This is a genomic window from Salipaludibacillus sp. CF4.18 (assembly GCF_051262595.1).
Classification (GTDB): domain Bacteria; phylum Bacillota; class Bacilli; order Bacillales; family Salisediminibacteriaceae; genus Salipaludibacillus; species Salipaludibacillus neizhouensis.
On the sequence record NZ_JBIMEV010000057.1, the window covers coordinates 1 to 13,428 of the forward strand.

Sequence of the window (13,428 nt, forward strand, 5' to 3'; positions counted from 1 at the left end):
TGCTTGATTTAGTAGAAAAAGTTCAAAACCTATCCGTTGTCAAATGATTTTAGGAAAGGTCTTTCTTTAAAAAATATTTTTAAAGAACAGTAAGAAATGAAATTCACCAAACCTCTCTTGGTGAATTTCCTTATAAAATCTGGTGTTATAACAAAAATAAAGTGTTATTACGTGGAGGAGATTAAAAAGAAAATTCAAAAAACAGTTTGACTAAAATAATTAGATCAGTTAAGATCATAAATAAGGAAAGACCTTTCCTAAAGTTTGTGAAGATATATTAAAATTGTGGAGGTATGTTTATGGATAGAATAAATATTGGTTTGATCGGTGCAGGAAGGATGGGAGCTTTTCATGGGGAGACGATTGCGCATCGATTACCTCAAGCTAAATTGTATGCGGTTGCAGATCCTGTTCCAGGTTCGGCTGATAAATTAGTAGAGCATTTTGGGGGAGAAGCTAAATCCTATACAAACCCTGATGATTTAATTCAAGACCCAGAAATTCAAGCAGTTGTGATTGTTTCTCCAGCTCGTACACATGCAAGCAATGTACTTGCAGCTATTAAACAAGGGAAAGCGGTATTCTGCGAGAAACCTATGGCAGTTACTTTAGAAGAAGCGAATGAGGTAGTTCATGCAGCAGAGGAAAGTGGTGTGTTAGTTCAAGTTGGCTTTAATCGTAGATTTGAAAAAGGCTTTAAATCCGCTCATATAGATATTAAAGCAGGGAACATTGGAACACCGCAATTAATGAAATCGACGACTAGAGATCCAAAGTTAAATAGAGCGGAAGCAATTCCTAAATGGACCATTTTCCTTGAAACGTTAATTCATGACTTCGATACACTAATGTATTTAAATCCGGGTGCAAAACCAGTTGAGGTATATGCGGTTGCTGATGCATTGATTCGACGAGATTTAAAAGAGAGTGGATTTTTAGATACGGCATCTGTAACAATCAAGTTTGATAATGGGGCAATCGCAACAGCGGATGCAAACTTTCAAGCAGTTTACGGGTATGATGTTCGAGCGGAAGTGTTTGGATCAAAAGGCATGCTGACTGTAGGTGGAATCCGTGAATCAAGTTTGACGAGGTATAATCACCATGGTGTAAGTTTCGATACATCTCGTTATGACCAAGAGTTATTGTTTGATGCTTATGTGGAAGAATTAAGAAGCTTTACAGATTGCATTATTCTTAATAAACCAGCATATGCGACGGCTAGAGATGCACGTTGGGCGCTTAAAATTGCATTAGCTAGTATTGAGTCTGTGAAAACGAACAGTCCAATTAAACTAGATAGTCTCGTATTAGTTAAATAGTTCAAAAAAATCCTGTAGTTCACTACAAACACAATGGAGGGGGATGTGAAATGCATAGAGATTATGGTCTTTGCTTATGGACGTTTGGGGATATTGATTTTGAAGATAAATGTAAGCTCGCCATGGAGATTGGTGTTGATGGAGTTGAAGTTCAAGGGGATCTGTCACAGGACCCTGGAGAGTTGGCAGGAGTATTAAAAAAGTATGACTTAAAAGTGTTGTCTATCACTCCTGATAATGTAGATATTTCAAGTGCGGATGAGACAGTTCGCTCAAGTGCCGTTCAATACTTCTTAGATTTAGTAAGTTGGGCAGATCAGCTCGGTGCGAAGCGAATGTGTTTGCATGGCAATGTTGGGAAGACTCAGGGATGTGGAGATCTAACGAAAGACTGGGAATTGCTTGTGCTTAGTACGCAGGAGGTACTAAAGAAAGCGGAAGAACATGGCATGGAACTTGTGTTTGAAGTATTAAATCGTTATGAAAATCACCAAATTGTAACAGGCAAAGAAGCGTTAACGTTAATAAATGAAGTTGAAAGTGATAACCTTAAAGTTCTATTAGATGCGTACCACATGAATATTGAGGAAACTTGTCCTATTCAGGCTCTTAAGGATGCTGGAGATAAGTTAGGGGTCTACCATGTTGCTGATTCAAATAGACAAGGGATCGGTGATGGTCATGCTGATTTAGAAGGTCATATCAAGACTTTGGATGAAATTGGTTATGTAGGACCCATTATTATGGAAATGGTGGTGGAAGGGCCTAATCCATTTACACCTGTGAAACATGCAAACTATCTAGACGAAATTGTTAGTCACTATAGAAATTCCCTGAAACAACTAAAAGTATGGGAAGCTGCTATAAGGTAGAGATATAGAAACGTTTTTGTTGATCATTGCCACCTTTTAAAAAAATGAAAGCGCTGGCATGCTCGACCTCAACGTCTATGATTGACGTTAAGGTCGGGGATGTCATTGAAACTGTAATACAACTTCCAATATACGGAATGTTGACTATATCTTATTACAGTATCAAAAGAAGGAGTGGAGTACGTTGAAGCGAAATTTGAAGTATATTATCTATTTAACCGTCATTGCGGCATTGGGTGGTCTATTGTTTGGGTACGATACGGCTGTTATATCTGGTGCAGAGCAGTCGTTACAAGTCTATTTTATAGATGTGCTTGGTTTAAGTACGTTATTCCATGGGTTAACAGTCTCCAGTGCTTTGATTGGTTGTATTATCGGTGGATTAATTAGTGGGATTCTTTCGAATCGTATTGGCCGTAGGAATTCTCTGATGGTTGCCGCTGGATTGTTTTTTATTTCGGCATTGCTATCAGCGTATCCGGAATTCCTCTTTTTCACAAAGGATGAGCCGACACTGGGCATATTCGTTATGTTTAACATCTATAGAATATTGGGAGGGATAGGTGTTGGACTGGCTTCGGGATTAGGACCGTTATATATTAGTGAAACGTCTCCTGCAAATATTAGAGGGAGATTAGTAACATTAAATAATCTAGCAATTATTTTTGGTACATTAGTTGTTTACTTTGTAAACTGGCGAATTGTAGCTGGTCAAAGTACTAGCTGGATCCACGATCTTGGCTGGAGATACATGTTCGCTTCCGAAGCAATTCCAGCATTGGTATTCTTTCTCCTGCTCTTTTTAGTGCCTGAAACACCTCGTTATTTAATCTCGAGAAATAGAGATGACGAGGCAATGGAAACCTTAGTGAAAATTAATGGTTCGAAAAAAGTTGCACAAGAAATTTACGATGATGTCAAACGATCTTTAAATGTTCCTAAAGGAAAGATTTTTTCATATGGAAAGAAGGTCGTGATTATTGGGGTTTTATTAGCTGCAGCCCAACAGTTAATAGGGATTAATGTTATTTTGTATTACGCCCCGCGTATATTTGCAAATATGGGAGCGAGTGCAGTTGATTCCATGATGCAAACGGTATTACTTGGAGTAGTGAACCTTGTCTTTGTTTTTATAGCTCTTACACTTGTAGATAAGTGGGGAAGAAAACCCCTGCTTTTAATAGGTTCGATTGGTATGGCAGTTGGAATGTTTGGGATAGCTGCCTTGTCAGCTCAGGAGACAATGGGTATCAGTGCATTGCTGTTCATTTTACTTTACGCAGCCTTCTATAATTTATCGTTTGGCCCACTGGTGTGGGTGCTAGCTTCTGAACTTTTCCCTAATAGAATCAGGGGTCAAGTTATGGCTATAACCGTTGTTGCGAACTGGAGCTGTAATTTACTTATCTCATCAACATTCCCTTCATTATTGGAACTTAGCAGTGTGATGACGTATAGCTTTTATGGTTTGATGTGTATTCTTTCTTTTGTATTTGTTTGGAAATGGGTACCAGAAACAAAAGGGAAATCGCTTGAGGAAATTGAAAAACATTGGCAATCTGATGAACCAGTTGCTGGTGTGCGTCATAAAAAGATTGATTTGTAATCGTTTGCGTCAAACTGAACAAAAAAACTGTAATTTTTTTGTTATTTTGGAAAGGTCTTTCTCTTTCCTATCGCTAATGTTAAGGTGATGGGGATTGATTAACAATTATTAGATTGGATCAGCATTTTCCTTACCTTTCGTGAAGAATAGTCCTTATTTTGTTTTGTTTGAATATTCCTAACAAGAATTAATTTGTTATTGACAGGATTGTGATCATGGTGTTAAGTTGAAATTAAAGGAAAGTTCTTTCCTTAAGGGAGTGATTATGATTTTGTAAACGTTAACACTTTTGAGGATTTTGAAACATTAAAAGGAGAAACAGGTGAGAGAAAACAAAATTGGTCTTATCGGTGCAAGTTTCATTGTTTCTTCTTGGATAAAAGAGAATCCTGCTAAATGGTTCACTAGTAACTGCATTAATCTTCTTTCTCAAGAGTGATTTGTGTTCATTAGTACCCGCTCTAAATATTGCTCAAATCTGGTAATTTTAATCTGCAGTAAAAAAGATTAAAATTTATGAATAGGTTCCAAAGGGAAAGGAGGAATGGAAATGAAAAACGCCACCATATACGATGTTGCTAAAGAGGCAGGTGTTGCGATTTCAACGGTATCAAAAGTGCTTAATAAAACTGGGAGTATTGGAGTGAAAACAAGAAAAAAGGTTGAAGAGACGATGCAAAGATTAAATTATCAACCTAGTGTAGCAGCTTCGGTTAAGAAAAGAATTCAAACGATAGGCTTACTCATACCAAATATAGCGGATCCGTTTATGGCGGAAATCGCCAGAACGATAGAGGATTACGGGAGAAAACATGGGTTTAGTTTAATGATTTGCAGCACTGATAATAATTTAGAAAAGGAAATGGAATATGTCTCCATTTTAAAGCAGAAATACATTGATGGAATTATTGTTGCGACGGGATTAAAAAATACGGAAGCTCTAAAGACATTATTAAATAATGATATCCCTGTCGCTTTACTTTCTAGGGAAGTGCCCTCATTTGATGTGAATACAGTCGTAGTAAATGACTTTTTGGGCGCATATGAAGCAACTTCTTATCTAATCGAACTTGGACATCGAACCATTGCCATGGTCACTGAGGATATCTATTTTCCGGTCACGATAGCTAGACTTGATGGCTACAAACAAGCTCTTGAAGAAGCTGGGATTAAGTATGACGAGGGGTTAGTTTCACTTAATAATACGACGTTTACTGATGCTAAAGATTTAACAGTTGAATTATTGGGATTACCACACCCTCCCACAGCTATTTTTGCGTCAACGGAGCCTTTGGCAATCGGAGCAATGAAAGGGGCACGTGAATTAGAATTAGATATTCCAAATGACATATCCATTGTTGGATTTGACAATTCAATCCTTGCTAATATGTGCCATCCTGAGTTAACTACTATTTCACAACCAATAAAAGAAATGGGAGAGAAGGTAGTTGAACTATTAGTTGAAGAAATTAAGGATCCTAAGAAATTGAAACAACGTATTGTAATGTCACCAGAACTGATAATTAGAGGAACAGCAAGTGAACGAAACGTATCGCTATCAAAGAAATAACGTTTTGAAATACCGAGATACAATCTAAATTTTTGTAAGTGCCCTTGTGTCTCGGTATTTATCTTGGTTCAATTAAACGCAGTATAGAAGTTAAGGAGACTTTAGTTGATTTAACGAACATTACAAATTGAGAACAATTTCTAATATATTTCAATTTATTATGGTTTCACAAAATTCAGTTAATTTAATTTGGTAGCGCATACATAGCAAGTATATGTAGATTTTACTGTAATTAAGCAATCCATTGAAAGGAGGTGATCACTTAAGATAGTTTTAGATCGGTAGTCACACATTACAAGTAATAAAAATTAATTTAGGGGGTATTATGATGGTAAACAAAAATGTATTTTCATTGATTCTAAGTTTGGTAATGGTATTTATGCTCGCTGCTTGTGGTGAAGGAGAAGGGACATCATCAGAAGCAGAAAGTTCTAGCGGAGACAAAAAGGTCATAGGCGTTTCTCTTTCAAGTGTTAGTGATACGTTCCGTACATTTATCTATGATGCCATGAATAAAGAAGCAGCAAATCACCCAGACTTTGAATTTGTTTTTTCTGATGCCCAAGATGACAGTTCGAAACAAATGAATCAAGTCGAAAACTTTATTACTCGAAATGTTGATGCAATTATTTTTATGCCAGTAGATACAGTGGCAGCACCTGATATTTTAAATAGAGTTAATGAAGTAGAGATCCCTATTATTGTCGTGAATCAGACATTTGAGGAAGTCGATCAAGCAACAGCCTTTGTTGGTTCCTCTTCTCTTGAAGCCGGTTTGATGCAAATGGAAGAAGTGGCGAAGCAGTTAGAAGGAAATGGGAACGTTGCGATTATAGATGGAACGTTAGGACATGAAGCGCAAATTAAAAGAACCGAAGGAAACATGCAAATTCTTGATGAGCATCCAGACATGGAAGTAGTGCTACAAAGCACGGCAGAATGGTCTCGAAATGAAGGGATGAATCTGATGGAAAACTGGCTCCAAGCCGGTCAGCAAATTGACGCTGTGGTTGCGAACAACGATGAAATGGCCATTGGTGCATTACTTGCGATTGAAGCAGCTGGGAAATTAGATGAAATTACGGTTGCAGGAATTGATGCCACACCAGATGCATTAGATTTGATGAAGTCTGGAAAACTTGATGTAACCGTCTTCCAAGATGCGAAAGGTCAAGCAACTACTAGTGTTCAACTCGCTGTAAAAGCAGCGAATAAAGAAGAAGTAGAGACAGTGATGATTCCGTTTCAGTTAGTCAATCAAGAAAATGTAGATGAGTTTATTGAAGATAATTAAAGAAAATATATCCTGCACATGGGCGAGTATACGTCAAAGAATTCCTTGAAATCGAGGAACTGGGTCCAATAGAATTAAAATAATCCATTTTCTTTAAAAGATGCTAGCGCTAGGATTTGTCGCTAATCTTGATATGTAGATGGTGGACATAAAATATTTAAGGTAAAACGTTTGGAATATATATTAGGTCCAAGTCATAGCAATCAATAGCACAAACAAAATAAAAAAAGATAAGTCTAGAAGGTGATTTTGAGTGTTTTTAATAATTTACGCATGCCAAATAACCTTCCGCTTTCTTTCAGTGGAAGGCTTTGTATTATTTAGTTAGATATAGTTTTTAGGCTTATCTTGGAATGTTTTCTGGATTTTTATCAAAGAACTCACGTAATTTCTTATTTCGAGGGATGATTTCATCACTCGTTTTGACTTTGCTAGCGTCACGAATAGCGCAACGTACTGCTGTATATAACGCATGTCTAAGCCTGCTGGAGCCTCTTTTGGTTATACGATTTTTGGTGGCTGAGAATTTACCAGATTCAAAGACACTTGGATCTGGTCCAGCAAAAGCTACAAGCTTCTTAGGGTGACTAAATCGGTCTATCTCACTAAACTCAGAGATAACCGTTGCAGCGATTTTTCTCCGATTCCAGGGATAGATTTGATAATATTAAATTCTTCATTTTCTTTTGATAGAGCGTCTATTTCTGCCTTTAGCTTTGATAGATGCTCTTTATATTGAAGAAGCAAGTAAATATACATACCAAGGCTTAGAATGTGACTTTGATAGTGTCCTTGTAAATGATTCGTGCTACTGCATCTTTAAGTTTCATAGCTTTTTCTATTGCCCACTTTTCGGCACGACTTGTACAGTATTCTGCAATCTTGTTAGTTAAGTGACCTTAATCAGTAATTAATATATCTTTGGATGATGTAAACTCTTTAAGAGTAAGCAATGATACCACGGAATATAAAACACCAAACACACCTCTGTATTGAGGAAACATTTGATCAAGCACTGCTTGGAATTGAATCTTTGTTTGCACATACATTCCAGTTACGTTGTCATGTCATGTTATCTTGTTAGCGTAGGTTTAGTAACTGGATCCCACGCTCCTTATAAGCTATCAATGGATTTACGATAATCAACAAATACTGAAACTGTTCTAGATGTTGAACGACAGGTATGTGATAATGACCTGTAGCTTCAAGCACAATGGGCGGTTTTTGACCTGTTTGATTCTCAACTTCTCTAAATAATTCAATTAATGACTAAAGACCGTTAACGTCGTGTGCAATACTAAAGCTCTTACGATAAGGCTTTCCTTTTTCTAAGAACGCTTGGAACTGGCTTTCTCCTTTTCATACATCCAGACCTATGACTCGATTCATAGAATATCTCCTCCCAAATAAAATATTTGCCGGTACCCCTAATCCTTCTTGTATTATCAATGCTTCTCTTGTTATACGAGATCTAGGTCCCAACCAGCCTCAAACATGTTTATACAAGTAGGGGGCGAACTGTTTACTTTATGGGGTCAATGCCCCACGGGTGCGGACGTTCTGCCCCGGCTACTGTAATGATAATACCTAAAAAAAAAATAAGGTTAACCAGTAAATTCTGGCTAACCTTATAATACGAAGGGTGCGTTAGTGCAAGAAGCTACTTGCCTGCCCTTTAGTACCTAATTCCTATCGATCATATATGCAACAATCAGGCGCAATTCTGTAATAAGGATTGCGCCCTTTCTTTGTTGTATTAGGCTAGATTATGGTATAGAGATATAAATGTAGTAAATTGTTTTTAATGGATTTTGATATTTTACAGAATTTATAGAAAAGTAATGTTTGCAAGTACCTTAAAGTAGGATGTTGAGTTTATGATGATTAATGATTTTGTAAATAGTTTTAATAATCATCCGTTACTTTTCATTGGGACTGGTCTAAGTTTACGATACATTATGGTTTTTTAGTCTTTTTCCATCTTTTTAATACTTATCCATCAGTTTTTTTATATTGATATCTACTTTGTAGTAAATCCGTATTTTCCTTATGCTACCGCGGTTATTTACACTCCACCATGAATTATTAGGAATTATTGTCTAACTTCTGATTCAACTGTTTTAAATACCGCAGAATAAATTTCTTCAACCCTACTTCTGTTAAATTGGCTATCTTCAATTGGATACTTGAATTCAAAAGTGATAGTTTCTGATTCTGGATACCAAAGGCCTGAAATATAAGTCCCACTATCATTAATCCTGTCTATATTTTCTTCATAAGATATTTGATTATTAAGATTCATAAATGGAACTGCTTTTGCTTTGGAGCCCACAAAAAAAGTCGGAACCGTTATTTCCTCATATATTTTTCTGAATTCCTCGTCTGCTGCTTTTGGTAAATAACTCTCCATAATAAATACCCCATCGAAGTTTCGGGATTTTATATTTTTTAACTCCTCAAAGCTTATGGATACAAAATTTACTTGTTCTTCTCTTATATCAGGTTCTTCCCCAATAACACCAAATTCTAAATTTTGACCATTGTATTGTTCTTCTTCTAATACTGGATTATAAACTTTTGATTCCGAATTGTTTGATTCGGTAATAGAGTTGCTTTGGTCACTAGTACATGCAACTAATAAATGCAAAGCAAGTATTAACATAATGAGAAATAATAACTTTTTACTAATCATAAAAATTTACCTCCTCATTCTAAATATATTATGAATGATACCATACATAATAGCTTAATGTTGCTAAGTAAAGAAAGCGCCGTAGGCGGGACCTTCCTCGTTTAGAGATCACCACCTTTCCTTTGGTTCAGGTGGTTCAGGGAAATCCACACTGGCAAGGCAATTAGGGGGAAAGTTAAAAATAAAGGTTTACCACCTAGATGCTTTATTTTGGAAACCTAATTGGGTAGGTGTTCCAAAGGATGAACAAAGAAAAGTTCAAAATGAGTTAGTGAGGAACGAAGATTGGCTTATTGATGGAAACTATGGTGGCACAATAGATATAAGACTTAATGCAGCAGACACTATAATCCTCCTTGATATTCATAGAACACTTTGTATCTACCGTGCTTTCAAAAGAATGATGCAGTACCGAAATAAAACAAGACCAGATATGGGAGAAGGTTGTGAAGAAAGATTTGATTTGAATTTTTTAAAATGGATATGGAATTATCCAAAAACTAAAAGACCAGAAATATTAAAAAGACTGGAACAATTGTCTAAAGATAAACAAATTATCATTTTAAAATCACCAAAAGAAGTTCAAAAGTTTTTAGGAAAAGTTTAATAACTCAAGCTTATTCAACTATCGGGTGAGCGTTAGTTTAATAAGCAAGCTGCCTTTTAGTACCTAATTCCTACGATTATTTCTTCAACAAACAGGCGCAATTCTGTAATAAGAATTGCGCCTTTTCTTTGTGTATAGGGCCAGATTGCGGAGTAACATCTTTAATGAGACAAACGATTGTCGGAGGAATTAGTGTCGCTTTTATTGATTTAACCTTATTTGAATTGAAAGTTTATTTTTATACGGATGGGGAAAAGTAGTTAGAGAGAAGTTCTACTCGTGATATTGCAGAAAGAGGAACCAAGATAGACTATCTTCGACATTCCCACGAATGAGTTGCCCTTTGAAGGCAGATACAAACTTTATATAAGGAGAGAATAGAATTATGAAAATAAAAGCTGCAGTTACCCCAAAAACGGGGCAACCTTTTGAAATCACTGACATTGAATTGCCTGAACTTGGTTCGAAAGATGTTTTAATAAAAGTAACAGCGTCCGGGATTTGTCATACTGATGTTTCAGGGAGAGACACAGGTATGGTCAATCCACCCGCAGTTCTTGGTCATGAAGGCGCTGGAATTGTTGAAGAGATAGGATCTGAAGTTACTGAATTGCAAAAAGGAGACCATGTGGTTGTCTCATTTGCAAGTTGCGGAAAATGTGATAATTGTTTAGCTAATCACCCTGCACATTGCAGGAATTATGCTGAACTTAATTTAAATAGTCATATAGATCAAGATACCAATAAATTGGTTTCCAGATTCTTTGGACAATCTTCATTTGCAACATACTCACTTGTTAACGAAAGAAATGTTGTAAAAATTGATAAGGATATGGACTTAGCTTTGGCGGCTCCCCTAGGTTGTGGATTACAAACAGGAGCTAGTACTGTTTTAAATGTGCTAAAACCTGAAGCAGGTAGTTCGATTGCGGTATTTGGAGTCGGGGCCGTTGGATTAAGTGCGATTATGGCTGCTAAAATTGCAGGTTGCGAAAATATTATTGCAATTGATCTCCATGATAATCGCTTAGAACTTGCTGAAGAGTTGGGTGCGACAGCTACTATAAATAGTGGCAAGGATGCAGATGTTGCAGAAAAAATCAAAGAAATTACTAGGACAGGAGTGCAGCATGTTCTTGATACTACTGGAGTAGATATGGTAATCGAACAAGCAATCCTGTCATTAGATACTTTTGGAAAACTAGCTACTGTCGTTACTGATTATAGTATTAATATACCTTTGGAAATCTTAGCACTAGGAGGTAACAGTTTTGTAGGAACCAGTCAAGGTGATGCAATTCCACAAAAATTTATTCCAGAATTGATTTCTTACTATAAAAAGGGACAATTTCCATTTGACCGAATAGTAAAATTTTATGATTTTGAACAAATAAATAAGGCCTTTGAAGAATCAGAGAATGGTTCAGTTATTAAACCTGTTTTAAAAATGAATTAATAATTTCAAAAGGTAAGAAATTGAAATGCGAAATGCACCTTTCAAGCAGTTTCAAGCTGTTTGAAAGGTGCTATTTTTAGTTACCTGATTATATAACATTAATTTAGCTATAGGTGAACCGGTTCCCGTATAGCTCGATGATTCTGACATACCGTGATTATGGGAATATTGTGAGACGTTCCTAGTGATGATGTCCCTTTACTTTGTACCTGTCTTTACTTTTTCCTTCAACTATTCGTTCCAAGATTATCGTGGTCAACAACGACTTTAATATGTGTAATTTTATTTTTTATTTTAGGTTAGTATCTACGCAGAGAAAAAAAGTGAATTGGGTTAAAAACACATTGTATATATTCCATACCAGCTAATAGAAACTCTTTGGTATTCCACAATCAGGCGCAAATCTGTAATAAGAATTGCGCCCTTTCTTTGTGTTAGGGCCAGTTTGTTGAAGAGTAGTTCCTAATATTTTGAAAATGAATTGGAAATTTATGTTAAATTGATAATAGAAAATGTGAAAGTTTGTGAATATTTTCACTTAAAGTATTGGGGAGAATCCTACAATAAGGTGATACAATTTTTATTGAACTAACGAGGAGGGTTAATGAAAGAAAAATTTCATAAATATAAAGTTGATTAAATGGAGATAATGATATTGAGGTGGTTAATTTGAAATTTAAGTTTATTCAAAAATTAAATGTAATGTATTATAGTGCGATAGTTGGATTAGTGTTAACTACAATTTATACTTCTATCTTAATGGTCTTTGCTACTAAAACTTCAAAAAGAGTACATTACATATATCGTAAGCAAAAAAAATAGAGGTTTAATCCTTATTGAATCAGGAGAAATAACATATTAAACTAACGAAGTATTCCAGTGTCTATACATTCCTTGTGAAGTTTTTCACTTAAAGTAAAGGGTTAGCTTTACTTCAATAACGGTCTTCCGATCAGGCGCGATTGCGGAACAACGTAGGTAGAAAATGATCAAGCTTTTTTATAACAACGAAACTTAAATCTGCTGGAGAAGAATCCATTTTGATAATCTTTTTTCAAATGGGTTCATTTTTTTATCGTAAAATATGAGTTTGCAAGGTATTTTTGATCAAACTTTATCTCAAAATTACAGATTTGTGCGTTCTTTAAACTCAATAAAGTAAAATCGTTGATTATCCTGTAATGGATATATCCACCTGATATTAAGCAGTATTCTACATTATTTGTAATGCAGACTCGTCGGTCTCGATACAGCTGTGTATTTAGTTTTTGTTGTAAAGTTCTTGAATTAGTATCTGATTTCCTATATATTAAAAGAGACCGATTGGTATCTTTAGGGGGGGTATAAATGAAAAAAGGTGAATTAACAAGGCGTAATATTATTCGAAAATCTGCTACGATTTTTAACAAAAAAGGTTACATGACAACAACGATGAGTGACATTATTCAGGAAACGAATATTCAAAAGGGGGGGATATATCGACACTTTAAGGATAAAGAACAGCTGATGGTCGAGTCTTTTCATTTTTCTACCGAAATTATGCAAAATCATTTAATGACGAGTGTTTCACAACACGAGAATGCAACGGACAAATTAATCGCATTTGTGGAGGCCTTTTTACAATTAAGTGAAGGAGAACCGATAGTAGGTGGGTGTCCTATTTTTAACGCAGCCATAGAAATGGATGATTTAGAAATGAGTGAGTTACTGCCATCGATTAATGAAGCAATGGATATGTTGATAAAATGGATGGTGAAAATTATAGAGGATGGTATTAGGCATCAGGAGTTGAAGCAGTCATTACAGCCATACGACACTGCGATATATATTGTGTCAACACTTGAAGGTGGACTCGTATTAGACCGATTAAAGAAAGATGGGCAATTAACGAAGATCATAATAAATAATTTGAGGCAATATATTTCAATGATTGCTACTGAGCGGCAATAAAGCCGCCTTTTTTATAATTAAAAAGGGACTGTTTGGTACCTTTTTGGAGGGGGGTTATT

9 protein-coding genes and 2 pseudogenes are annotated in these 13,428 nt (G+C 35.8%); 9 read left to right on the top strand and 2 right to left on the bottom strand.

Translation table 11 applies throughout. The annotated features are described in order from the left end of the window. Positions 1–299: 299 nt before the first annotated feature. The 5 genes from ACHABW_RS21675 (at position 300) to ACHABW_RS21695 (ending at position 6,664) form a co-directional block, all read left to right on the top strand. Entirely contained in the window at positions 300–1,322 is a 1,023-nt protein-coding gene (locus ACHABW_RS21675) for a Gfo/Idh/MocA family oxidoreductase (protein WP_435758498.1), read from the top strand. 50 nt (positions 1,323–1,372) lie between these two features. Continuing rightward, entirely contained in the window at positions 1,373–2,194 is an 822-nt protein-coding gene (locus tag ACHABW_RS21680) for a sugar phosphate isomerase/epimerase family protein (RefSeq protein WP_435758500.1), read from the top strand. A gap of 184 nt (positions 2,195–2,378) precedes the next feature. After that, on the top strand, positions 2,379–3,800 hold the full coding sequence (gene xylE, locus ACHABW_RS21685) for a D-xylose transporter XylE (protein ID WP_435758502.1): 1,422 nt from the start codon (positions 2,379–2,381) through the stop codon (positions 3,798–3,800). A gap of 550 nt (positions 3,801–4,350) precedes the next feature. Continuing rightward, on the top strand, positions 4,351–5,370 hold the full coding sequence (locus tag ACHABW_RS21690; RefSeq protein WP_435758504.1) for a LacI family DNA-binding transcriptional regulator: 1,020 nt from the start codon (positions 4,351–4,353) through the stop codon (positions 5,368–5,370). Between the two features lie 325 nt (positions 5,371–5,695). After that, positions 5,696–6,664 (top strand): sugar ABC transporter substrate-binding protein, encoded by a 969-nt coding sequence (locus ACHABW_RS21695; RefSeq protein ID WP_435758506.1) that lies wholly within the window; start codon positions 5,696–5,698, stop codon positions 6,662–6,664. Between the two features lie 367 nt (positions 6,665–7,031). On the opposite strand, the pseudogene ACHABW_RS21700 reads toward ACHABW_RS21695, so the two are convergent. Together ACHABW_RS21700 and ACHABW_RS21705 are read right to left on the bottom strand one after the other, a co-directional pair. Beyond that, a pseudogene (locus ACHABW_RS21700) lies at positions 7,032–8,053 on the bottom strand (transposase); the annotation flags it as partial. A gap of 703 nt (positions 8,054–8,756) precedes the next feature. Further along, positions 8,757–9,356 (bottom strand): hypothetical protein, encoded by a 600-nt coding sequence (locus ACHABW_RS21705; RefSeq protein ID WP_435758508.1) that lies wholly within the window; start codon positions 9,354–9,356, stop codon positions 8,757–8,759. A 151-nt stretch (positions 9,357–9,507) separates the two neighbouring features. On the opposite strand from ACHABW_RS21705, the gene ACHABW_RS21710 reads away from it, so the two are divergent. The 4 genes and pseudogenes from ACHABW_RS21710 (at position 9,508) to ACHABW_RS21725 (ending at position 13,369) form a co-directional block, all read left to right on the top strand. After that, entirely contained in the window at positions 9,508–9,963 is a 456-nt protein-coding gene (locus ACHABW_RS21710; RefSeq protein ID WP_435758535.1) for a DNA topology modulation protein, read from the top strand. 167 nt (positions 9,964–10,130) lie between these two features. Further along, a pseudogene (locus ACHABW_RS21715) lies at positions 10,131–10,295 on the top strand (uridine kinase); the annotation flags it as partial. Between the two features lie 53 nt (positions 10,296–10,348). Then, complete coding sequence (locus ACHABW_RS21720) at positions 10,349–11,419, top strand: NAD(P)-dependent alcohol dehydrogenase (RefSeq protein WP_435758510.1); 1,071 nt, start codon at positions 10,349–10,351, stop codon at positions 11,417–11,419. A gap of 1,347 nt (positions 11,420–12,766) precedes the next feature. Further along, positions 12,767–13,369 (top strand): TetR/AcrR family transcriptional regulator, encoded by a 603-nt coding sequence (locus tag ACHABW_RS21725; RefSeq protein ID WP_435758513.1) that lies wholly within the window; start codon positions 12,767–12,769, stop codon positions 13,367–13,369. Positions 13,370–13,428 lie beyond the last annotated feature (59 nt).